Raw genomic sequence first — 22,355 nt, forward strand, 5'->3', positions numbered from 1 at the left:
GCACTCAAGCGATCCCCTGGTGCTCCACTGACTCAAACGCTGAGCACCTCGATCAGCCGGCTTCGAAGCTTTTGCTGGCGCGCCGGGTCGGTGAGCGGCTCGCCGGCCTTGGTGGTGATGAAGAACACGTCCTCGACCCGCTCGCCGAGCGTGGCGATCTTCGCCGTGGAGAGCGCAATGTCCTGCTCCATGAAGATGCGCCCCACGCGTGCCAGAAGCCCCGGGCGGTCGGGAGCGGTCAGCTCCAGGAGCGTGCGCTCGTTGGCCGGGTCCTGCTCGATCAGCACCTCGGTCGGTACCTTGAAGTGCTTGAGCTGGCGCGGCGTGTGGCGCGTGACGATCTGCGGATAGTCGTCGGGGTCATCGAGCTCCTCCACCAGGTGGCTGCGCATCTCCTCGATCGCGCCGGGCTCGCGAATCGGCTGGCCGTGGCTGTCGAGTACGATGAAGGTGTTGAGCGTCCAGTCGTTATGGGAGGTGGCGATGCGCGCGTCGTGGATCGAAAGCCCCAGCTGCTCCATCGCCGCGGCGGTGGCGGCGAACAGATCGTCCACCGAGCGGGTGTGGATGAACACCTTGGTGCCGCCTTCGGCCATGTCCAGGGTGGGCGCGCTGATCAGCACCAGCGGAAGCTTCGAGCCCTCGTGGGCGAGAATGCCCTGCGCCTGCCAGACGATTTCGCTCGGCGCGTACTGCAGAAAGTAGTCCTCGCCCAGCGTCTCCCACAGCGTGTCGATGCGCGCGCTCTCCACGCCCACATTGGAGAGCAGTGAACGCGCCTCCAGGCGGGTTTCGCGAATCCAGTCGTCGCGGTCCGGCGGGTTCTTGAGTCCGCGACGCAGCGCGCGCTTGGTCTCGGCGTGGAGCTGGCGCAAAAGCGATGCCCGCCAGCCGTTCCAGAGCGTCGGGTTGGTGGCGTTGATGTCCGCTACGGTGAGTACGTACAGGTAGTCCAGCCGGATTTCGTCGCGAACCGCCAGCGCGAAATCGCGAATCACGTCCGGGTCGCTGATATCACGCTTTTGCGCGGTCATCGACATCAGAAGATGGTGCTCGACCAGCCACTTCGCCAGGTTGGTGTCGTGGGGCGAAACGTGGTGACGCTGACAAAAGTGCTCGACATCGACGGCGCCGATCTCGGAGTGATCGCCGCCGCGGCCCTTGCCGATATCGTGGAAAAGCCCGGCGATCCAGAGAAGGTCGAGTTTGGGCAGCTGGTGAATCAGCGTGGCCGCCACCGGGAAGTCCGCTTTGGCGTCGGATTTGCGAAAGCCGTGCAGAAACTTCAAAAGCCGCAGAGTGTGGGCGTCGACGGTGTAGATATGAAACAGGTCGTGCTGCATCAACCCCACTGCGCGGCCGAACTCCGGCAGGTACTTGCCCAGAATCCCGTAGCGGTTCATGCGCCGGAGCTGGCGCGGGACGTTGCCCGGCGCGCGAATGATCGACATGAACAGGCGCTGGTGGTGCGGGTCTTCGCGGTAGTGGTCGTCGATCTGGTGGCGGTGATCGCGAATCAGACGAATGGTGTCGGCGCGCACCCCTTCGATGTGCTCGTGTCTGGCCATCAGCAGAAACAGCTCGAGCATCGCCTCGGGATGGTCGCGAAACAGCGTTCTCGAGCGGGCCTGGATGTAGCCGCCCCGGGTCTCGAAGCGCTCGTTGAGCGTGACCGTTTCGAGCACTTCCTTGCCGCGCAGGATGACCTCGTCGAAGTGCTGCAGGAGCATGTCGTTGAGCCCGGCCAGTGCCGTCACGTGGCGGTAGTAGCGCTTCATGAACTGCTCGACGGCCAAGCGCTCCGGCGTATCCTTGAAGCCGAACATCTCGGCGATGGTGCGCTGGTGATCGAACAAAAGCCGGTCCTCGGCGCGGTCCGTGATCATGTGCAGCGCGTAGCGCACCTGCCACAGGAAGGCCTGGCCCTGGCTCAGGATTCGAAGCTCGGCGTCGTTCATGAAGCCGTTGGCGACGATGTCGGCGTACTGTTCGGTATCGAAGTGGCGCTTGGCGACCCAGCCGATCATCTGAATGTCGCGAAGCCCGCCTGGCGAGCTCTTTAAATTCGGCTCCAGGTGATACTCGGAGTTGTTGTAGCGGTAGTGGCGGCTGATCTGCTCCTGCCACTTGGCCTCGAAAAAACGATCCGCCGGCCACAGGTGCTCCGGGGCCAGGCGCTCGCGCATCTTCTGCCGTAATCGCTCGGGGCCGGCAATCAGGCGCGACTCGAGCAGGTTGGTGATCACCGTGACATCCTCGGCCGCCTCGCGCTCGCAGTCGCTCAGCGAGCGCACGCTGTGGCCGATCTCAAGGCCGATATCCCAAAGAAAGGTGATGAAGGCGGTGAGCGGCTCGCGGTAGGCGCTGTCGTCGTCGTGCTCGAGCAGCAGCAGTAGATCGACGTCGGAGTGCGGGTGCAGCTCGCCGCGGCCGAACCCGCCCACGGCGATCAACGCGATGCCGTCATCCGGCCACTCGAAGCGCTCCCAGGCCATGGCCAGCAGCTGATCGAGATACCAGGCGCGCCCGCGCACCAGATCACGAATGTCGGCGCCTGCGCGAAAGCGCTCGTCCAAACGCGCCTGAAGCTCCTTGAGGGCGGCCTTGAAGGGCGCGATCGGCGAGCGCGTACCGGCAAGCTCGGTGCGAAACGCCGCCAGGTCGAAAAGCGTCGCGTCCGGCTCGAACCGGTGGTGGTGGAGAAGCATCAGTTGAGGAAGCTAAGGTCTTCGTCGCTGCGCGCGGTCAGCACGTCAACGCCGTTTTCGGTGACCAGCAGCGTGTGCTCCCACTGAGCGGAGAGACTCTTGTCCTTGGTCACCGCGGTCCAGCCGTCGCGCAGCACCTTGGTCTTGTAGCTGCCGACGTTGATCATCGGCTCGATGGTGAAGCACATGCCGGGCGCAAGCGCGATGTCGGCGGAAGGCGCATAGCCGTCGTAGTGGAGAAACTGCGGGTCTTCGTGGAAGCCGGCGCCGATGCCGTGGCCGCAGAAGTCGCGCACCACCGAGTAGCCGTTGGCTTCGGCGTGTTTCTGGATCGCGCGGGCGAGTTCTGATAGGTGAACGCCGGGCTTGACCAGCGCCATGCTCTTGTAAAGGCACTCCTGGGTCACGCGGCAAAGGCGCTCGCCCTGGATGGTGTCGCCGATGATGAACATCATGCTGGAGTCGCCATGGTAGCCGTCCGGCGTCTTCACGGTGATGTCCAGGTTCATGATATCGCCATTCTTGAGCGTCTTGTCGAAGTCCGGAATGCCGTGGCAGACCACGTGGTTGATCGAGGTGCAGGTCGCGTGACTGAAGCCGTGATAGTTCAAGGGCGCCGGTGTCGAGCCCAGCTCGTCGACGATATACGCGTGACAGCGCTTGTCGATCTCGCCGGTGGAGACGCCGGCAACGACATAAGGGGTGATCATCTCGAGCACGCTGGCAGCCTGGCGGCCGGCTGCGCGCATTTTTTCGATTTCTTCCGCTGTCTTGATAGGAACGTTCATGACTTCTCGATATGGCGGGTTGGGTCGGTAGTGCACGCCGGGCGTGCAAACCCCGAAGGGCGACTTCATCTTGGCAATGATATATGGTATAAAGCCGCGCGCTTTCCTGCAATCGCCATCCCGCAATCGCCTTTTTTCGGCGCGCGGCGCGGCGAGTATGCCGGTCGGCGCCCATACAGAGTCTGCGGCACTGCCATAAGGCTCATACAGCAAGCCTTGAAAACACACATGCACCGGCACATGGTCCCGGGTGCCGTTAGCCTCGAAAGGCGCTTTGACAGCGCTGAGACTATCGGTCGGATCCATGGGGTGCGTGGAGGCCTAACCCGAGTTTCAGGAGTTTTACCATGGCTCACGTCAATATGCGTGATCTGCTCAAAGCAGGCGCTCACTTCGGTCACCAGACCAAATACTGGAACCCGAAGATGAGCAAGTTCATCTTCGGCGCGCGCAACAAGATTCACATCATCAACCTCGAGCACACCCTGCCGGCGCTGAACGAAGCGATCGATGTGGTCGAGAAGATGGCGGCGTCCAACAACAAGATCTTGTTCGTTGGCACCAAGCGCAGCGCCAGCAAGGTCATTAAAGAAGAAGCCAATCGCGTCAACCAGCCGTTCGTCAACCATCGCTGGTTGGGCGGCATGCTGACCAACTTCAAGACCATTCGTCAGTCCATCAAGCGTCTGCGCGAGCTTGAGACCATGCACGAAGACGGCACGTTCTCGAAGCTGACCAAGAAAGAAGTTCTGATGGCCACGCGCGAGCAGGAGAAGCTCGAGCGCTCCATCGGCGGTATCAAGAACATGGGCGGCCTGCCGGACGCGCTGTTCGTGATCGACGTTGATCATGAGCGCATCGCGATCAACGAAGCCAACAAGCTGGGTATCCCGGTCATTGGCGTGGTCGATACCAACTCCAACCCCGATGGCGTGGACTACGTCATTCCGGGTAACGACGACTCCATCCGCGCGATCCAGATCTACGTGAAGGCGATTGCCGACGCGTGTGGCCGTGCTAAAGAAGGTCGTCCGGACGAGTTCGTTGAAGTGACCGACGAGCAGGCTTCCGCCGAAACTGACGCCGCGGCCGAGTAACACGGCCACGGTGGATGCGGCGGGCAGTTGAGCCGCATCGCGTGAAGGGGGCTTTGGCCCCCTTTTTCCCGCTTGGCGGGCCGATTACGCCGGGCTCCTGCGCCGGCATACGCACTACAAACGACTGTCTGTGTTGATCAATCTGTTTTGATCACGCAGTGACATGAAGCGGTCAACACGCCTTGTGTATACTTTGTAGCGCGTCCAACTCTCAAAAATCCTTTCAGAGGTGAATTTCTCATGGCAGCTATCAGCGCCTCTCAGGTTAAAGAACTGCGCGAACGTACCGGTCTTGGCATGATGGAGTGCAAAAAAGCACTCACCGAAACCGATGGTGATATCGACGTAGCCATCGAGAACCTGCGTAAGAACTCGGGTCTCAAGGCCGCGAAGAAAGCCGACCGTGTCGCCGCCGAAGGTGCCGTGGTTACCCGCGTCGCCGACGACGGCAGCTACGGTGTAATGGTCGAGATCAACTCCGAGACCGACTTCGTGTCGCGTGACGACAACTTCATTAGTTTCGCCAAGACAGTCGCTGACGCATTCTTCGCCGCTAAAAGCGACGACGTGGCCGCGGTCACCGAAGGCGAGATCGAAACCGCGCGCGAGCAGCTGGTTCAGAAAATCGGTGAGAACATCGGTGTGCGTCGTGCCGTGGTCGTCAACGCCGTTGAAGGCGGTCTGGTCGGCGAGTACGTCCACGGCGGCCGTATCGGCGTACTGACCGTGCTGACCGGCGGTAACAGCGAAACCGCGAAAGACGTCGCCATGCACGTTGCGGCCATCAACCCGAGTGTTTCTCACCCGGAAGATATGCCCCAGTCGGAGCTCGACGAAGAGAAAGCGATCATCCTGGCCCAGCCCGACATGGCCGGCAAGCCCGAGCAGATCGCCGAGAAAATGGTTCAAGGCCGCCTGAAGAAGTACCTGGCCGAGAACAGCCTGACGCAGCAGCCCTTCGTCAAGGACCCCAACCAGACCGTGGCCGAGTTCGTGAAGGCCGCCGGTGGTGAAGTGGTCAGCTTTACGCGCTTTGAAGTAGGCGAGGGCATCGAGAAAGAAGAAGTCGACTTCGCCAAGGAAGTTATGGAACAGGCTGGCCGTCGCTAAGGTCAGAGGTTTCAGTTCGATGATGGCGTGCGCGCAAGCGCACGCCATCGTGTATCCGGCCCTTGCGTTTTGCGCGCGGGCTCGCCCGCGCAACGCCGGGGCCGGCTGCCCACCCTTGCCTTCCACTCAGGAGAGATGCCCATGTCACGTGATGTTCAAGACGCCAGCCCCATTGCCGGCAAAATGGACAAGTCGAAGTCCAAGTACAAGCGGATTCTTTTGAAGCTCTCTGGCGAGGCGCTGATGGGAGAGCACGATTTCGGGATCGACCCGGCGGTGCTTGATCGCATGGCGCTGGAGATCGGCCAGCTGGTCGGCATTGGTGTACAGGTCGGCATCGTGATCGGGGGCGGGAACCTGTTTCGCGGCGCGGCACTCAATGAAGCGGGCATGGATCGGGTGACCGGCGATCACATGGGAATGCTGGCAACGGTGATGAACGCGCTGGCCATGCGCGACGCTTTGGAGCGCTCCAATATTCGCTCCAGAGTGATGTCAGCGATTCCCATGAGCGGCGTAGTCGAGCACTACGACCGCCGCACGGCGATCCGTTATCTGACCTCGGGGGATGTGGTGCTTTTCTCCGCCGGCACCGGCAATCCGTTTTTCACTACCGACTCCGCGGCGTGTCTGCGTGGCATCGAAGTCGATGTCGACGTGGTCATTAAAGCCACCAAGGTGGACGGTGTGTACAATAAGGACCCGGTCAAGTACCCGGACGCGGTCAAGTACGACCAGCTCAGCTACGACGACGCGCTGGAGCAAAAACTCGGCGTGATGGATTTGACCGCTATCTGCCTGGTACGGGACCATGACATGCCGGTACGGGTATTCGACATGAACAAGCCTGGCGCCCTACTCAATCTTGTCGTAGGGGGCAAGGAAGGCACGCTGATAGACAGAGGATAAACACGTGATCAACGACATCAAGAAAGATGCCGAAACGCGCATGAAGAAAAGCGTCGACGCGCTGCACACCAACTTCAACAAGATCCGTACCGGGCGCGCGCACCCGAGCATCCTGGATGCGGTCACCGTCGACTACTACGGTGGCCAGGTGCCGCTGAACCAGGTGGCGTCGGTCAACGTGGAAGATGCACGGACCTTGACCGTCACGCCCTGGGAGCAGCCCATGGTGCCAAAGATCGAAAAAGCGATCATGACCGCGGATCTGGGCCTTAACCCGTCAAGCGCCGGCAACGTGATTCGCGTGCCGATGCCGATGCTGACCGAAGACACGCGCAAGAATTACATCAAGCAGGCGCGCGCCGAGGCGGAAACCGCACGTGTTGCGATCCGCAACGTGCGTCGCGACGCCAACGGTGATTTCAAGTCGCTCTTAAAGGACAAGGAGATTACCGAGGACGATCAGCGCCAGGGCGAAGACGAGATCCAGAAGCTGACCGACAAGTACATCGCCGAAATCGACAAGGCGCTGACGGCCAAGGAACAGGACCTGATGCAGGTCTAGTCTTGTCTTTTTATTACGCCCGGGCGCCATGGCGCTCGGGCGACGGTATGGCTCATTTATGACTGAACGTTGGTGCAAGACCCCATGACGTCTCCGCAGTTTCCGACTCAGGCGCCAAGCGCTGCCAAGCCTTCTCACGCCGGCGGGGCGACCCCCTTGCACATCGCCATCATCATGGACGGCAACAACCGCTGGGCGCGTGCGCGTGGGCTTTCCGGCGTTCGCGGCCACCGCGCCGGCGTCGAGGCGGTGCGCGCGGTCATCCAGCGCGCCGCCGAGCGCGACGTGAAGACGTTGAGTCTGTTCGCTTTTTCCAGCGAGAACTGGAAGCGCCCGGCCGCCGAGGTCAACGCGCTGATGGAGCTTTTTTTGATGGCGCTCAAGCGCGAAGTCAAAAAGCTTCACGAGCGCAATATTCGCCTCTCGGTGATCGGCGAGCAGCAGGGCTTCTCTAACGCCATCCAGAAGCATATCCAGCGCGCCGAAGCGCTGACCGCCGACAATACCGGCATGCACCTGGTGATCGCCGCCAACTACGGCGGCCACTGGGACATCGCCCGCGCCAGCCGCGCGCTTGCCGAGCAGGTGGCGGCGGGTACGCTCGACCCGGCCGATATCGACGAGACGCGCCTCGATCAGGCGATGAACATCGGCGAGGTGCCGCCGGTGGATCTGTGTATTCGCACCAGCGGCGAGCAGCGGCTCTCCAACTTCCTGCTCTGGCAACTGGCCTATGCCGAGCTCTACTTCTCCCCCCTGTTTTGGCCGGACTTCGGTGCCCAGGCGTTCGATAGCGCGTTGAACGAATTCTGTTCCCGGCGCCGACGCTTTGGCATGACGGACGAACAAATAGAGGCGCAAGGTGCTTAGACAGCGGATCATTACCGCAGCCTGGTTGGCCCCGTTAACGCTGATCGGTCTGTTTGGACTCACAGGCGGTGCCTTTGCCCTGTTCACCGCGGTGATCGTGCTGCTGGGCGCGTGGGAGTGGACCAATCTGGCCGGCATCGCCGGGCGCGCCCGGCGCCTGAAGCTGGTCGCGCTCATGGCGCTGTTCATGGCGGCGATGTGGGCGGGCGGCTTCGCCTACGCGAGCTGGCCCTTGTGGCTTGCCGCGATCGGCTGGGTGGTCAACTTCTACTGGGTAGCGAACTACCCGGAAAAGCGCCAGCAATGGCATGGCCGCGCCGGCCGTCTGGCCATCGGCTTCTGGGTGTTGCTGACCTGCTGGGTAGGCTTTAACGTGCTGCGCGAAAGCGGCGGCGTATGGCTTTTATTCGTGCTGCTTTTGGTATGGAGCGCCGACATCGGCGCCTACTTCGCCGGTCGGCGCTTTGGCAAGCGCAAGCTCGCCCCGCGCGTGAGCCCGGCCAAGTCCTGGGAGGGCGTGTATGGCGCGCTGGTCGCCACGTGCCTGCTGGCGGTAGGCTTTGCCTTCTGGCAACCGATGGGCATGGCCGGCGGCGTCACGCTGGTCGCGATAACGGCACTGGTCACCTTCGTTTCGGTGCTGGGGGATCTGTTCGAGAGCATGCTCAAACGCTTTCGCGACATCAAGGACTCGAGCAACCTGCTGCCGGGTCACGGCGGCGTGCTCGATCGTGTCGACAGTCTGACCGCGGCGGTTCCGGTGTTCGCGCTGTTCTATTCTGAAGTGCTCAGCGTTCAGGTGGCCGCACTATGACGTCGCCCGCGCTGCAGCGCGTCACCGTGCTGGGCTCGACCGGCTCGATCGGCAAGAGCACGCTCGACGTCATTGCTCGCCACCCGGAGCGCTACCGGGTGTTCGCGCTGGCCGCCCACACTTCGAAAGAGGCGCTTTTTGAGCAGTGCCAGGCGCACCACCCGGAGGTAGCGGTACTGGCCGGCGCTGACGACGCCGCCTGGCTTGCGCGGGCGCTCGAGGACGCGGGGCTTTCCACCCGGGTGAGCTTTGGCGCTGAGGCGCTGTGCGCCGTGGCCCGGGACGAACGGGTAGATACCGTGATGGCGGCGATCGTTGGGGCGGCCGGGCTCATGCCGGCGCTGGCTGCCGCCGAGGCGGGCAAGCGGATACTGCTTGCCAACAAGGAGGCGCTGGTGATGAGCGGGGCGCTGTTCATGGACGCCGTCGCGCGCTCGAACGCCACACTGTTGCCCATCGATTCCGAACACAACGCCATTTATCAGTGCCTGCCGGCCGAGCATCGCGGCGGGCTCGCGCGCCACGGCGTTCGAAAACTTCTATTGACCGCCTCCGGCGGGCCGTTTCGCCAGTGGAGCGCGGCGGACATCGACGCCGCCACGCCAGAGCAGGCCTGCGCACATCCCAACTGGTCGATGGGGCGCAAGATTTCCGTGGATAGCGCCACGCTGATGAACAAGGGCCTGGAGCTGATCGAGGCGTGCTGGCTGTTCGACGCCCACCCGGACCACATTCAGGTGGTCGTGCACCCGCAAAGCGTGGTCCACTCCATGGCCGCTTTTGATGATGGCTCGGTGATCGCCCAGCTCGGCAATCCCGACATGCGCACGCCCATCGCCTATGGCCTGGCGTGGCCGGAGCGGATCGATTCCGGTGTCGAAACGCTCGATCTTTTCCAGATCGCGCGGCTCGATTTCGAAGCGCCGGACGAGGTGCGCTTTCCCTGCCTTCGCTTGGCGCGGGAGGCGATGCAGCAGGGCGGGGCGGCGCCGGCGATTTTGAACGCCGCCAACGAAGTGGCGGTGGAGGCGTTTTTAAGCGGCCAGCTGCGCTTTGGCGGCATTGCCGAAGTAGTGGCCGGCGTCGTCCAGGCCCCGCACGCGCACCGTGCGGATAGCGTCGAGGCGATTCTGGTCGCCGATCAGTGGGCGCGAGAGCAGGCAAGCTTGCTGCTCGAGACCGCGCGTTCCAGCGAGAACCAGACCGGCGGGTAAGCGGCCGAAAGGAGGCGCGCGTGGGACTATTACAGAACGTGTTGGCGGTCATCGTCGTGTTGGGGCTTCTGGTCACCTTTCACGAGTTCGGCCACTTCTGGGTCGCCAGACGCTGCGGCGTAAAGGTGCTGCGCTTCTCGGTGGGCTTTGGTAAACCCTTCTGGTCGACGACCGACCGTCATGGCACCGAGTTCGCCGTGGCCGCGATCCCGCTGGGCGGCTACGTCAAGATGCTCGACGAGCGCGAAGCGCCCGTGCCAGAGGAGCAGCTGGGTCAAGCCTTCAATCGTAAAAGTGTCTGGGCGCGCATCGCCATCGTCGCCGCCGGGCCGCTCGCCAATTTTCTGTTGGCGCTGATCGCCTACTGGGCGCTGTTCGTCGCTGGCACCACCACCGTCACACCGCTTATCGGTAACGTCGCCCAGGACTCGCCGGCGTATGAGGCGGGCCTGCCGGAAGGCGCCGAGATCACCGCGATTCAGGCTGATCCCATGCGCTCCTGGGAGGAGATCAATTTAAAGCTCGTTTCGCTGATCGGCTACAGCGGCGAGCTCGCCTTTAGCGCGCGGGAAACCGCATCGAGCCCTGCGCGCACCTATTCACTGCCGGTACAAAACTATCTCGCCCGCCAGGATCCCCCCCAGCCGCTGCAAAGCCTGGGCCTCACGCCCTGGCGCCCGCCGGTGCCCGCGGTACTCGGCCAGGTGCTCGACGATGGCGCCGCCGCTGGCGCCGGTCTTGAGCCCGGCGATCGGATTCTGGCGGTCAACGACACACCGGTCGAGAACTGGATGGCGTTCGTCGGCATCATTCGCGAAAGCGCAGGGCAGCCGCTTTCGGTGCGCATCGAGCGCGGCGGTGCGCCGTTGACGCTGTCGCTGACCCCGGAAAGCAAACCACTGGAGAACGGCGCCGAGGTTGGGTACATTGGCGCAGGGGTAGAGCAGGTCGACTGGCCCGAGGAGCTTACCCGTGAGATCCGCTATGGGCCGCTCGAGGCGGTGGGGCAGGCGTTTTCGCGCACCGGTGAAATGATCGTTTTGACGGTCGATGCGATCCGCAAGATGCTGGTGGGGCTCATTTCGCCCTCCAACCTCTCCGGGCCTATCACCATCGCCCAGATTTCCGGTGACTCCGCCCGCGCGGGAATGGAAGCGTTCGTCGGCTTTTTAGCGTACCTTTCCATCAGTCTCGGCGTTTTGAACCTGCTGCCGATTCCGGTGCTCGATGGTGGGCACTTGCTTTATTATTTTATCGAGATCGTGCGGGGTCGCCCGGTTTCAGAACACACCCAGGCAATGGGGCTGCGTATCGGGCTCGCCATGGTGGGGACGCTAATGATCATGGCGCTCTACTTCGATCTGATGCGCCTTTGGTAATGACGCGTGTAGCGCGTGGGATGCCTTGTCATCCGCCTGCACAAATGTATATGGTGCCTGTTTAACAACCGGCAGACCAACGCGAGCGAACTGACTGCATGAAAATCAAGACCCTTGGAATGGCGGCACTCCTGCTGGCGGCGTCCAGCAGCGCCCAGGCACAATCCTTTGACGTTTCGGACATTCGTGTGGAAGGACTGCAGCGGGTATCTGCCGCCTCGGTCTTCAATGCCTTTCCCGTCAGCGCCAACGACCGCGTCAGCGAGCAGGAGCTGGCCGCCGCCGCGCGCAACCTGTTCGCCACCGGCCTGTTCGAAGACGTGTCGCTGGTTCGCGAAGGCGACGTGCTGGTCATCCAGGTCGTCGAGCGTCCGACCATCGCGCGGCTGAACATCACCGGCAACAGTGAAATCGCCGATGACGACCTGCGCCGCGGCCTGCGCCAGTCCGGGCTTTCCGAGGGCCAGGTGCTGCAGCTCTCCACGCTCGAGGAGATTCAGCGCGAGCTCGAAGGCGTCTACCAGTCCCAGGGGCGCTACAACGCCTCCATTCGCACCGACGTTCAGGAGATCGACACGGGCCGCGTGCAGGTCAACATCAACGTCGACGAGGGCGACGTGGCGACCATCCGACAGATCAACATCGTCGGCAACGAGGATTTCGATGACGATACGCTGCGCAGCGTTTTCGAACTCGAGGACCGCCCGGGGCGCTTTTTCGGCTGGTTCTCCAACGATGAATACTCGCGCGAGGCGCTCGCCGGTGATATCGAGCGGCTGCGCTCGTTCTATCTCGACCGTGGCTACGTCAACTTCGACGTCACCTCGACCCAGGTGTCGATCGGCCCGCAGCAGTCCGAGATCTACATCACGCTGAACGTGGACGAGGGCGAGCAGTTTCGCGTCGGCGACATTCGCTTTGCCGGCGACCTGCAGATCAGTGAGAGTGAGGCGCGACAGCTTCTGGAAGTGCAAAGCGGCGACGTGTTCTCTCGCGCCGATGTCAACGCCTCCACCGAGGCGCTACGAAGCCGCCTGGGTGCTGAAGGCTTCGCCTTCGCCGAGGTCCGTGGCGTGCCGGAGCAGACCGGAAGCAACGACACCGTCGATCTGGTGATCGCCGTCGATCCGGGCCAGCGCGCCTACGTTCGCCGTATCGAGTTCTATGGCAACACCACCACCCAGGATGAAGTGCTGCGCCGTGAGATGACCCAGATGGAGGGGGCGCCTGCCTCCACCGAGTCGATCACCCAGTCGCGTCAGCGCCTCGAGCGTTTGGGCTTTTTCAGTCAGGTGGAAGTGGACACCCAGCCGGTCCCCGGTCAGCCGGATCTTTTGGACGTGACCTACAACGTCGAAGAGCAGCCCTCGGGCTCGGTGTCGGCAAGCGTGGGTTTCTCGCAAAGCGCGGGTATCATCTACGGCGTGGGTCTTGCTCAGAACAACTTCCTCGGTACCGGTAACCGCGTCAACGTCGGCGCCCAGCGAAGCGACACCTTCACCAGCGTCAACTTCGCCTTCACCGACCCCTACTGGACGCTGGACGGCATTTCGCGCGGCTATAACGTGTTCTATCGCGAAACCGACTACGCCGACTCGGACATCTCGACGTTCTCGACCGACGCCTATGGCGCCGGCATCAATTTCGGCTATCCGGTCAGCGAGCTCTCCAGGCTCAACTTCGGCGCCAGCGTCGAGGATCTGACGATCAAGACCTACTTCGACACCGCCTCGGAAATCCGCCGCTACGTCGAGGACCAGGGCGAGGACGCACAGAGCCTCAAGCTTACGGCCAGCTGGACGCGCAACAATTTGAACCGCGGCATCATGCCCACCGCCGGTAGCTACCAGCGGCTGTCGCTGGAAACCGGCGTGCCGGGCAGCGACGCTCAGTACTACAAGGCCCGCGCTCGCGCCCAGCAGCTCTTCCCGATCAACGAGGAAGAGACCTGGGCGCTGAAGTTCACCGGTAACCTCGGCTACGCCGATACCCTGGGCACTAACGACCCGTTCCCGTTCTACGAAAACTTCTACTCCGGTGGCCTTGGTTCGGTGCGCGGTTTCACCTCCAACACCCTGGGTCAGCGCACCACGCCTGCCCGCGAAGGCGGCCGTGATCGTACGCTGGGCGGTAACGTGTTGGTCGAGGGCAGCGCCGAGGTGCTCTTCCCGCTGCCCTTCGTCGAAGATCAGCGCTCGATCCAGACGTCACTGTTCTTTGATGCGGGTAACACCTTCCTCGACTCCTGCTACGACGTGCTGGACGAAGACGCCGGCCGCCAGCGCTGCAGCTCCGGCGTCGATCTGGGCGATCTGCGCTACAGCGCAGGTATCGGTCTTTCCTGGCTGACGCCGGTAGGCCCGCTGACCTTCAGCGTGGCCGAGCCGCTCAATGATGAAAGCGGCGACGATACCCAGTTCTTCCAGTTCTCGTTGGGACAAACGTTCTAATACGGCCGTCGGCCGCCGGGAGTGCCCCGGCGGTTTGGCGCGGGCCAGCTTAACAAAGGAGTGAGTATGCGTAAATTGACGGCCGCCGCGTGTCTTTTCGGGGTCATGGCACTACCGGCCTACAGCGCCGAAGTCGCGGTGCTCGACTGGCGCGCGGCGCTGATGAATACCCAGTCCGCGCAAACCTCGCTGAGCCAGCTGGAAGGCCAGATCGGTAGCCAGCAGCGTGAGGCCCAGGCGCTGGGTAACGAGCTTCAGCAGCTTCAGCAGCGCCTGCAAAACGAAGGCGAGACCATGGGCCAGGCCCAACGCGACGCGTTGATCAGCGAGCTCCAGCAAAAGGGCAGCCGTTTCGAGCAGCTGCGCCGCGAGGTGCTCCAGGCCCAGCAAAACTCCGAGCAGCAGTTTTTGCAAAGCGCCGAGACCAAGCTCGAGCAGGCGGTAGAGCAGGTGCTGGCGCGGCGCAACATCGACGTGCTGGTCGAGCCCCAGGGCGTACTGCACTCCTCGACGGATCTGCCGAACGTCACCAACGAAGTCACGCAGATTTTCGACTCACTCTAAATCAAACGATGGGGGTGCGCCACGGCCGCACCCGCGCACTTGTGGGCTCTTATGACGCACGCTTCTCACACCATCACGCTGGCCGATATCGCCCGCCACCTGGATATCGACGTCGACGGCGACGCCGACCAGCCCATTCGAGGGCTGGCGACGCTCAAGGAGGCCGAGCCCGACCAGATCGCTTTTCTGGCCAATCGCGCCTACCTCAAGGATCTGGCCAGCACCCGCGCCGCGGCGGTGCTGCTCCACCCGGAGCACGGCAAAAACTGCCCGGTGCCCCGGCTCGAAACGCAAAACCCCTATCTCGCCTACGCCAGGGTTTCCCAACTTTTTGACCCGCTCGTCGCCCGCGATACGCCCGGCATTCACGCCACCGCGGTGGTGGCCGACGACGTGGTGCTGGGGGATGGGGTATCGATTCAGGCCAACGCCGTGATCGAGCCCGGGGTAACGCTGGGGGACCGGGTCGTCATCGGCGCCGGTAGCGTCGTCGGTGCGGACAGCGCGATCGGCGAGGGCAGCCGACTGCACGCCAACGTCACCGTCTGCCACGGCAGCGTGATCGGCAAGCGGGTGATCCTGCAAAGCGGCTGTGTGATTGGCGGCGACGGCTTTGGCTTCGCCCACGACGGTGCCGGCTGGCACAAGATCGCCCAGCTCGGCGGTGTGGTGCTGGGCGATGATGTCGAAGTCGGCAGCTGCTCGAGCATCGACCGTGGGGCGCTGGGCGACACGCTGATCGGCAATGACGTCAAGATCGACAGCCAGGTCCAGATCGCTCACAACGTCATCATCGGCGATCACAGCGCGCTGGCGGGTTGTGTCGGTATCGCCGGCTCCACCCGGGTGGGCAAGCACTGCATGCTCGGCGGCGGGGTCGGGCTCTCCGGGCATCTCACCCTCTGCGACGGCGTGCAGGTCACCGGCATGAGTCTTGTGACCAACTCCATCACCGAGCCTGGCGTCTACTCCTCGGGCACCGGGGCGATGAACAATACCCAGTGGCGCAAGAACGCCGTGCGTTTCAAACAGCTCGACGATATCGCCAAGCGGTTGAACAAGCTGGAGAAAAATCATCGCAGTGAGTAGGGCATCAGGTTAACGATGCCAGGCGGTGGTTCTTTGCCCGGGTGCAAGGGTATAATTTCGCACCTTTTGCCGGCAGGAGTACCGGCCTTTACCTGATGCGCAGTCGGGTTTTTTGTCTTTTTCGAGGTCGTCACGATGGTTATGGATATCAACGAAATTCGCGAGTACTTGCCCCACCGCTACCCGTTTTTGCTGGTGGATCGAGTCACGCAGTTGACTGTGGGTGAATCCATCGTCGCGTTCAAGAACGTCAGCATCAACGAGCCCTTCTTCAACGGCCACTTTCCCCATCACCCGATCATGCCCGGCGTGCTGGTGATCGAGGCGCTGGCCCAGGCCTGCGGTATCCTGGGTTTCAAGACCGTCAACAAGCGGCCCGCCGACGGCTACGTGTACTACCTCGTCGGTAGCGACAACGTGCGTTTCAAGCGTCCGGTCATGCCCGGCGACCAGCTTCGCCTGGAGGCGAACGTGATCAAAGGCAAGCGCGGCATCTGGAAGTTCGCCTGCCAGGGCACCGTGGATGGCGAACTCGCCTGCGAGGCGGAAATCATCTGTGCCGAGAGGAAGGTCACTTGATACATCCTACCGCACTGGTCGACCCGACCGCCCGCCTGGCCGATGATGTCGAGGTCGGCGCGTTCACGGTGATCGGCCCGGACGTCGAGATCGGCGAGGGCTCCGTCATCGGCCCCCACGTGGTGATCAAGGGGCCGACGGTGCTGGGTAAGCGTACGCGCATCTTCCAGTTCGCCTCCGTGGGTGAGGAGTGCCAGGACAAGAAGTACGCCGGCGAACCCACGCGCCTGGTGATGGGGGACGACAACGTCGTGCGCGAAGGCGTGACCCTTCACCGCGGCACCGTACAGGATCGCAGCGAAACCACCATCGGCTCGCGCAATCTGTTCATGGCCTACGTCCACGTCGGCCACGACTGCGTGATCGGCGACGACTGTATCCTCGCCAACCAGGTAACCCTGGCCGGCCACGTCGTCGTCGGCAATCACGCGATTCTCGGCGGGCTCTCGGCGGTGCATCAGTTCTGCCACTTCGGCGACTACGCCATGGCCGGCGGCGGCTCGATCATCACCAAGGACACGCCGTGTTACATGATGATCAACGGCAACCCCGCCGAGGCGCGCGGACTCAATCTGGTGGGGCTCAAGCGCCGCGGCTTTAGCCGCGAGGCGATCAGCGCGCTCACCGCCTCCTACAAGCTGGTCTATCGCCAGGGGCTGACCGTCGAGCAGGCGCTCGAAGAGATGCGCAGCCGCTTCGATCTGGCGGAAGTCACCCACTTCGCCGACTCGATCGAGCGCTCCACCCGCGGCATCGTTCGCTAGCCCCCATTTTAAAAGCGCGCCCGGCTCGGCCGGCGCGCTTTGTTCAACGCCACAGGAAGATCGAGCATGACGCTTGCGCGCGTATACCTCGTCGCCGGCGAGCTCTCCGGCGATCAGCTGGGCGCCGGGCTGATGCGCGCGCTGCGCGCCCGTCACCCCGGGGTCGAGTTTCGCGGTATCGGCGGACCCAACATGCAGCGCGAAGGCCTCGAGAGCCGCTTTCCGTTGGAGACCCTCTCGGTGATGGGGCTGGTCGAGGTGCTCAAGCATCTGCCGGCGCTCATCCGGGTGCGACGTACGCTGTATGATGAGGCGCTGGCCTGGCAGCCGGACGTCATGATCGGTATCGATGCGCCGGACTTCAACACGGGACTCGAGCTCAAGCTGCGCCAGGCGGGTATCAAGACCGCTCACTACGTCAGCCCTTCGGTATGGGCCTGGCGTCAGGGGCGGGTGAAGAAGATTGCCCGCGCCGTGGACGCCATGCTCACGTTTTTGCCTTTCGAGGCCGACTTCTACGCGCGCCATCGGGTGCCCGTCGCTTTCGTCGGCCACCCGCTGGCCGACGAAATGCCGCTCACCAACGACCGCGTCGCGGCCCGTCAGGCGCTCGGCCTCGAGGCCAGCATCCCGGTGCTGGCGGTGCTGCCAGGCTCGCGGGCCAACGAAATCCGTTTTATGGGCGCAACGTTCATGGAGGCCCTCATTACGCTCTGCGCGCGCCATGAAACGCTTGGCGTAGTGATTCCCGCCGCCACCGAGGCGCGCTTTGACGAGCTCACTGCGCTTCTGGCGAGCTACCCGGCGCTCAGGGGCCGGGTGACGCTGACCCAGGGCGGCGCCCGCGAGGCGATGGTCGCAAGCGATGCGGTGCTCTTGACGTCCGGGACCGCCGCGCTGGAAGCGATGCTTTGTCATCGGGCGATGCTGGTGGCCTACAAGATGGCCCCGGCGACCCACTGGCTCGCCAAAAAGCTGGTCAAGACGCGCTGGATCTCGCTGCCCAACCTGATCGCCCAGGAGGATCTGGTGGCTGAGCTCATTCAGGACGAGGCCACCAGCGAAATGATTGCCACAAGGCTCGACGCGCTGTTGAGCGACGCTTCCGCCCGTCAGGCGCTGGAGGCGCGCTTTGCGCAGATGCACGCAGGGCTTCAGCGCGGTGCCAGCGAGCGCGCCGCGCGCGCGATCGAAGCCGTCGCGAAAGGCGCGGCGCTGCCCGACACCGTCCAGGAGACTCATGGCTAAAATATCTCGCGACGCTCATCCGCCGCTCGTCATCTCCTACACCGGCACGCTGCTGGCCGGGGTCGACGAGGTCGGGCGCGGGCCGCTGGTCGGCAGCGTGGTTGCGGCGGCGGTGATTCTCGACCCTGAGCAGCCGATCGAGGGGCTGGGAGATTCCAAGACGCTGAGCGCCAAAAAGCGCGAGGCGCTGGATGCGCTCATTCGCGAGTCGGCGCTTGCGTTTTGCATCGCCGAGGCGAGCCCGGCGGAGATCGATGCGCTCAATATTTTTCACGCCACGCACCTGGCCATGCGCCGGGCGATTGACGGGCTCGCCCCGTCGGCCGAGTATCTGCTGGTGGACGGCAACCGGCTGCCCGGTCACGCGCTTCCCGGCCAGGCGGTGGTGAAGGGCGACGCGCGCCACCCGGCCATCGCTGCGGCGTCGATTCTCGCCAAGGTGGCCCGCGACGCCCAGATGCTTACGCTCGATGCGCGCTACCCGCAGTACGGTTTCGCCCGTCACAAGGGCTACCCGACCAGAGAGCATCTCGCGGCGCTCGCCGAGCACGGGCCGCTTTTGGAGCATCGACAAAGCTTTGGGCCGGTCAAGCGCCAGCAGGCGCCGGCGTAGGCACACTCATCTATCTAGTGGTGAACCTCTTATGACGTCTCCCTTCGTTCATCTTCGGGTGCACAGCGAATACTCCCTGGTCGACGGCCTGGTAAAGCTCAAGTCGCTGGTCAGTACCACCGCTGCCCGCGCCATGCCGGCGCTGGCGCTGACCGACGAGACGAACCTGTTCGGGCTGGTGAAGTTCTACAAGGCCGCCCAGGGGGCGGGGCTCAAGCCGATCATCGGCAGTGACCTGTGGCTTGCCAACCCGCATGACGAGGCGCACCCGTACCGCATTACGCTGTTGGCGATGAACGACGTCGGCTATCGCAACCTCACCGAGCTGATCTCGAAGGGCTGGAGCGACGGCCAACGCCAGGGCCGCGCGATTCTCGACAAGCGTTGGGTGCTCGCGCAGAGCGAAGGACTGATCGCGCTCTCCGGCGGGCGTGAAGGCGATATCGGTCGCCACCTGTTGAGCGATCACGAGCGCGAGGCGCGGGCGCTTTTAGAGGAGTGGCAGTCGGCGTTTCCCGACCGCTTTTATCTCGAGCTGATCCGCACCGGGCGCTCGCTGGAAGAAGCCTGCGTTCACCAAAGCGTTGCGCTTGCCGTCGAGACCGGCACCCCCGTGGTCGCGACCAACGACGTGCGCTTTCTGGAGCGCGACGACTTCTGGGCGCACGAGACGCGGGTAGCGATCGGCGAGGGCAAGGCACTCAACGACCCCCGCCGCGAACGGCGCTATACCGAGGAGCAGTATCTTAAAAGCCCGGAAGAGATGGCGGAGCTGTTCTCGGACATCCCTGAGGCGCTCGAGAACAGCGTGATGATCGCTCGGCGCTGCAGCGTCGACGTACGTCTGGGCGAGATATTCCTGCCCGAGTTCGGCATTCCCGAGGGTATGACCCAGGACGAGTTCTTCAGAAAGGTCTCCCACGACGGACTGACCGAGCGCCTCGACTTTCTGTTCCCGGTGGATCGCTACCCGCGTGACAGCGACGAGTATAAAGCGATCGATGCGCGCTACCGTGAGCGGTTGGAGTTCGAGCTCAACGTCATCATCCAGATGGGTTTTCCCGGCTACTTTTTGATCGTGATGGACTTCATCCAGTGGGCCAAGGACAACGACGTGCCGGTTGGGCCGGGGCGCGGCTCCGGTGCAGGCTCCTTGGTGGCCTATGCGCAGAAGATCACCGATCTCGACCCCATTGGCTACGATCTGCTGTTCGAGCGCTTCTTGAACCCGGAGCGGGTCTCGATGCCCGACTTCGACGTCGACTTCTGCATGGAGAAGCGCGACCGGGTGATCGAGTACGTGGCGGACCGCTACGGGCGCAACGCCGTGTCCCAGATCGTCACCTTCGGCACCATGGCCGCCAAGGCGGTGGTGCGCGATGTCGCCCGCGCCCAGGGCCGGCCCTACTCGCTTGGTGACAAGCTCTCCAAGCTCATCCCCTTTGAAGTCGGCATGACGCTTGGCAAGGCGATCGAGCAGGAACCGGCGCTCAAGGAGTTCATCGACACCGACGAGGAAGCCGAAGAGATCTGGGAGATGGCGCTCAAGCTCGAGGGCACCACCCGCGGTACCGGCAAGCACGCCGGCGGCGTGGTCATCGCCCCGACCAAACTCACCGACTTCTCGCCGCTTCTGTGCGACGAGGACGGCTCGGGGCTGGTGGTGCAGTTCGACAAGAACGATATCGAGGAGGCGGGGCTGGTCAAATTCGACTTTCTGGGCCTTCGAACGCTGACGATCATCGACTGGGCGCTGGAGATGGTCGACAAGGTGCGCGACGCCGCCGGCCAAGGGGCTCTCAACATCGACGCCATTCCGCTCGATGACGGCAAGACGTTTGAAATGCTCAAGCGCGCCGAGACCACGGCGGTATTCCAGCTCGAATCCCGCGGCATGAAGGAGCTGATCAAGCGGCTCTTGCCGGATTCGCTCGACGACATGATCGCCCTGGTGGCGCTGTTCCGGCCAGGGCCTTTGCAATCCGGCATGGTCGACGATTTCATCAACCGTAAACACGGCCGCGCGGAAGTCTCTTATCCACACCCGGATTACCAGCACGAGCTGTTGAAACCGGTGCTTTCGCCCACCTACGGCATCATCCTGTATCAGGAGCAGGTGATGCAGATCGCCCAGGTGATGGCCGGCTATAGCCTCGGTCAGGCCGACATGCTGCGCCGGGCGATGGGCAAGAAAAAGCCCGAGGAGATGGCCAAGCAGCGCGCCGGCTTCATGGAAGGGTGCGCGGCCAACGGCATCGACAAGGATCTGGCGGGCAACATCTTCGACCTGGTGGAGAAGTTCGCCGGCTACGGCTTCAACAAGTCGCACTCCGCCGCCTACGCGCTGGTCTCCTACCAGACCGCGTGGCTCAAGGCGCACTACCCGGGGCCGTTCATGGCCGCGGTCATGTCCACCGAGATGGACAACCTCGATAAGGTGGTGCCGCTGATCGAGGAGTGTCGCAATCTCAAGCTCACCGTGACGCCGCCGGACGTCAACGTGGGCGGCTACAAGTTCACCGTCGATGTGGAGGCCCGCGTGGTCTACGGGCTCGGGGCGATTCGCGGCGTGGGCGAAGGCCCGATCGGGGCGATCGTCGCCGCGCGTGAGGAGGGCGGACCGTTCAAGGATCTGTTCGACTTCTGCCGGCGCATCGACCCCAAACGCATGAACAAGCGCACCCTCGAGGCGCTGATTCGCTCCGGGGCCCTCGATAACCTCGGCCCCAACCGGGCGGTGCTGTTCGCCGCCATGGAGGACGCGCTCAAGGCGGCGGCGCAGAGCCACGCCAACCAGAACCTGGGGATGCTCGACATGTTCGGCGACGCCTTCGCCCCGGCCGAGGAACAAGAGGCGAGTGACGTCTACACCGAGTACCGCCACGCCCGGGAGTGGTCGGATCGCGAGCGCCTGGCCGGCGAGAAGGATACCCTTGGGCTCTACCTCACCGGTCATCCGATCGACGAGTACGAGCGCGAGCTCAAGCGCTTCGTCTCCACGCGCATCAGCGAGCTCAAGCCCTCCTGGGAGCCGCAGCGGGTGGCGGGGCTGGTGGTAGCGATGCGTACCATGAAGTCCAAACGCGGCGACACCATGGCCTTCGTCACCCTCGATGACCGTACCGGGCGTATCGAGGCCTCGATCTTTGGCGAACTGTTCGAGCAGCTTCGAGGCCAAAGCCTCGACGGGCAGGTGTTGATCGTCGAAGGCGATGTCTCGAGTGATGACTTCTCCGGTGGGCTCAAGCTTCGCGGCAAGGAGGTCACGCCGATGGTGGCGGCCAGACTCAAGTACGGCCAGGGCGTGGAGATCGCGCTGGACGCGAGCAAAATCAACGGTCGGCTGGTCGAGAGTCTGCGTGACTGCCTGAGCCCGTATCGCGACGAGGCCGGGCTTCCGGTGCATCTGCACTACCGCCATGAAGAGGCCACCGGGTGGCTTTCGCTCGACGAAAGCTGGAGTGTGACGCCCAGCGACGACCTGCTGCAGACGCTTCGCGACGTCGAAGGCCAGGTCGGTATCCAGCTGCGCTACCGCTAGCGTTTGGCGCGCGCGCCTTGCGCGCGCCGGCCCAGGTGCGATAATGCACGTTTGAC

At 63.4% G+C, this 22,355-nt stretch carries 18 protein-coding genes; 16 read left to right on the forward strand and 2 right to left on the reverse strand.

Annotation, left to right across the window (positions count from 1 at the left end; genetic code table 11):
* Nucleotides 1-32: 32 nt before the first annotated feature.
* Both RN347_RS02640 and map read right to left on the reverse strand, forming a co-directional pair.
* A complete protein-coding gene (locus tag RN347_RS02640) occupies nt 33-2,708 on the reverse strand; it encodes a [protein-PII] uridylyltransferase (protein ID WP_263585184.1) in 2,676 nt (891 codons plus the stop codon).
* Nucleotides 2,708-3,496 carry a type I methionyl aminopeptidase gene (gene map, locus RN347_RS02645; protein WP_311960015.1) on the reverse strand — a complete coding sequence of 263 codons (789 nt, stop codon included), beginning with the start codon at nt 3,494-3,496 and terminating at the stop codon, nt 2,708-2,710. The genes RN347_RS02640 and map overlap by 1 nt, the downstream gene beginning before the upstream one ends.
* Before the next feature lie 347 nt (nt 3,497-3,843).
* Between map and rpsB the strand changes: the two genes are divergently transcribed.
* The 16 genes from rpsB (at nt 3,844) to dnaE (ending at nt 22,299) form a co-directional block, all read left to right on the forward strand.
* The gene (rpsB, locus tag RN347_RS02650; RefSeq protein WP_263585182.1) at nt 3,844-4,593 is read left to right on the forward strand and encodes a 30S ribosomal protein S2; all 750 of its coding nucleotides are present in this window, start codon (nt 3,844-3,846) and stop codon (nt 4,591-4,593) included.
* Between the two features lie 240 nt (nt 4,594-4,833).
* Nucleotides 4,834-5,703 (forward strand): translation elongation factor Ts, encoded by an 870-nt coding sequence (tsf, locus tag RN347_RS02655; RefSeq protein WP_263585181.1) that lies wholly within the window; start codon nt 4,834-4,836, stop codon nt 5,701-5,703.
* Nucleotides 5,704-5,844: 141 nt separating this feature from the next.
* On the forward strand, nt 5,845-6,612 hold the full coding sequence (gene pyrH, locus RN347_RS02660) for a UMP kinase (RefSeq protein WP_263585180.1): 768 nt from the start codon (nt 5,845-5,847) through the stop codon (nt 6,610-6,612).
* Between the two features lie 4 nt (nt 6,613-6,616).
* Entirely contained in the window at nt 6,617-7,174 is a 558-nt protein-coding gene (frr, locus tag RN347_RS02665) for a ribosome recycling factor (RefSeq protein WP_252109508.1), read from the forward strand.
* A gap of 84 nt (nt 7,175-7,258) precedes the next feature.
* A complete protein-coding gene (gene uppS, locus RN347_RS02670; RefSeq protein ID WP_311960018.1) occupies nt 7,259-8,044 on the forward strand; it encodes a polyprenyl diphosphate synthase in 786 nt (261 codons plus the stop codon).
* Nucleotides 8,037-8,858: a phosphatidate cytidylyltransferase gene (locus tag RN347_RS02675; RefSeq protein WP_311960020.1), complete on the forward strand. Its 822-nt coding sequence runs from the start codon at nt 8,037-8,039 to the stop codon at nt 8,856-8,858. The genes uppS and RN347_RS02675 overlap by 8 nt, the downstream gene beginning before the upstream one ends.
* Nucleotides 8,855-10,072 (forward strand): 1-deoxy-D-xylulose-5-phosphate reductoisomerase, encoded by a 1,218-nt coding sequence (gene ispC, locus RN347_RS02680; RefSeq protein WP_311960022.1) that lies wholly within the window; start codon nt 8,855-8,857, stop codon nt 10,070-10,072. The genes RN347_RS02675 and ispC overlap by 4 nt, the downstream gene beginning before the upstream one ends.
* Before the next feature lie 20 nt (nt 10,073-10,092).
* Nucleotides 10,093-11,451: an RIP metalloprotease RseP gene (gene rseP / locus RN347_RS02685; protein ID WP_311960024.1), complete on the forward strand. Its 1,359-nt coding sequence runs from the start codon at nt 10,093-10,095 to the stop codon at nt 11,449-11,451.
* A gap of 98 nt (nt 11,452-11,549) precedes the next feature.
* Nucleotides 11,550-13,901, forward strand: coding sequence for an outer membrane protein assembly factor BamA (gene bamA, locus RN347_RS02690; protein WP_409335781.1), 2,352 nt, complete (start codon nt 11,550-11,552; stop codon nt 13,899-13,901).
* 66 nt (nt 13,902-13,967) lie between these two features.
* Entirely contained in the window at nt 13,968-14,465 is a 498-nt protein-coding gene (locus tag RN347_RS02695; protein ID WP_263585175.1) for an OmpH family outer membrane protein, read from the forward strand.
* Between the two features lie 51 nt (nt 14,466-14,516).
* Nucleotides 14,517-15,554, forward strand: a complete 1,038-nt coding sequence (lpxD, locus tag RN347_RS02700; RefSeq protein ID WP_311960026.1) for a UDP-3-O-(3-hydroxymyristoyl)glucosamine N-acyltransferase — start codon at nt 14,517-14,519, stop codon at nt 15,552-15,554.
* Nucleotides 15,555-15,689: 135 nt separating this feature from the next.
* On the forward strand, nt 15,690-16,133 hold the full coding sequence (fabZ, locus tag RN347_RS02705; protein WP_263585173.1) for a 3-hydroxyacyl-ACP dehydratase FabZ: 444 nt from the start codon (nt 15,690-15,692) through the stop codon (nt 16,131-16,133).
* Nucleotides 16,130-16,897 (forward strand): acyl-ACP--UDP-N-acetylglucosamine O-acyltransferase, encoded by a 768-nt coding sequence (gene lpxA, locus RN347_RS02710; protein WP_311960029.1) that lies wholly within the window; start codon nt 16,130-16,132, stop codon nt 16,895-16,897. The genes fabZ and lpxA overlap by 4 nt, the downstream gene beginning before the upstream one ends.
* 66 nt (nt 16,898-16,963) lie before the next feature.
* Nucleotides 16,964-18,145 (forward strand): lipid-A-disaccharide synthase, encoded by a 1,182-nt coding sequence (gene lpxB, locus RN347_RS02715; protein ID WP_311960031.1) that lies wholly within the window; start codon nt 16,964-16,966, stop codon nt 18,143-18,145.
* Nucleotides 18,138-18,758: a ribonuclease HII gene (gene rnhB, locus RN347_RS02720; RefSeq protein WP_311960033.1), complete on the forward strand. Its 621-nt coding sequence runs from the start codon at nt 18,138-18,140 to the stop codon at nt 18,756-18,758. The genes lpxB and rnhB overlap by 8 nt, the downstream gene beginning before the upstream one ends.
* A gap of 31 nt (nt 18,759-18,789) precedes the next feature.
* Nucleotides 18,790-22,299: a DNA polymerase III subunit alpha gene (gene dnaE / locus RN347_RS02725; protein ID WP_311960035.1), complete on the forward strand. Its 3,510-nt coding sequence runs from the start codon at nt 18,790-18,792 to the stop codon at nt 22,297-22,299.
* Nucleotides 22,300-22,355: the final 56 nt, after the last annotated feature.

Source organism: Halomonas sp. PAMB 3264 (assembly GCF_031954245.1).
Lineage (GTDB): Bacteria > Pseudomonadota > Gammaproteobacteria > Pseudomonadales > Halomonadaceae > Vreelandella.

What these genes read in the sequence shown, in the direction of transcription:
- rpsB (WP_263585182.1), top strand. Translation starts at nt 3,844, where the DNA reads ATGGCTCACGTCAATATGCGTGATCTGCTCAAAGCAGGCGCTCACTTC.
- tsf (WP_263585181.1), top strand. Translation starts at nt 4,834, where the DNA reads ATGGCAGCTATCAGCGCCTCTCAGGTTAAAGAACTGCGCGAACGTACC.
- pyrH (WP_263585180.1), top strand. Translation starts at nt 5,845, where the DNA reads ATGTCACGTGATGTTCAAGACGCCAGCCCCATTGCCGGCAAAATGGAC.
- map (WP_311960015.1), bottom strand. Translation starts at nt 3,496, where the DNA reads ATGAACGTTCCTATCAAGACAGCGGAAGAAATCGAAAAAATGCGCGCA.
- ispC (WP_311960022.1), top strand. Translation starts at nt 8,855, where the DNA reads ATGACGTCGCCCGCGCTGCAGCGCGTCACCGTGCTGGGCTCGACCGGC.
- uppS (WP_311960018.1), top strand. Translation starts at nt 7,259, where the DNA reads ATGACGTCTCCGCAGTTTCCGACTCAGGCGCCAAGCGCTGCCAAGCCT.
- bamA (WP_409335781.1), top strand. Translation starts at nt 11,550, where the DNA reads ATGAAAATCAAGACCCTTGGAATGGCGGCACTCCTGCTGGCGGCGTCC.
- fabZ (WP_263585173.1), top strand. Translation starts at nt 15,690, where the DNA reads ATGGTTATGGATATCAACGAAATTCGCGAGTACTTGCCCCACCGCTAC.
- RN347_RS02695 (WP_263585175.1), top strand. Translation starts at nt 13,968, where the DNA reads ATGCGTAAATTGACGGCCGCCGCGTGTCTTTTCGGGGTCATGGCACTA.
- RN347_RS02640 (WP_263585184.1), bottom strand. Translation starts at nt 2,708, where the DNA reads ATGCTTCTCCACCACCACCGGTTCGAGCCGGACGCGACGCTTTTCGAC.
- rnhB (WP_311960033.1), top strand. Translation starts at nt 18,138, where the DNA reads ATGGCTAAAATATCTCGCGACGCTCATCCGCCGCTCGTCATCTCCTAC.
- lpxB (WP_311960031.1), top strand. Translation starts at nt 16,964, where the DNA reads ATGACGCTTGCGCGCGTATACCTCGTCGCCGGCGAGCTCTCCGGCGAT.
- dnaE (WP_311960035.1), top strand. Translation starts at nt 18,790, where the DNA reads ATGACGTCTCCCTTCGTTCATCTTCGGGTGCACAGCGAATACTCCCTG.
- lpxD (WP_311960026.1), top strand. Translation starts at nt 14,517, where the DNA reads ATGACGCACGCTTCTCACACCATCACGCTGGCCGATATCGCCCGCCAC.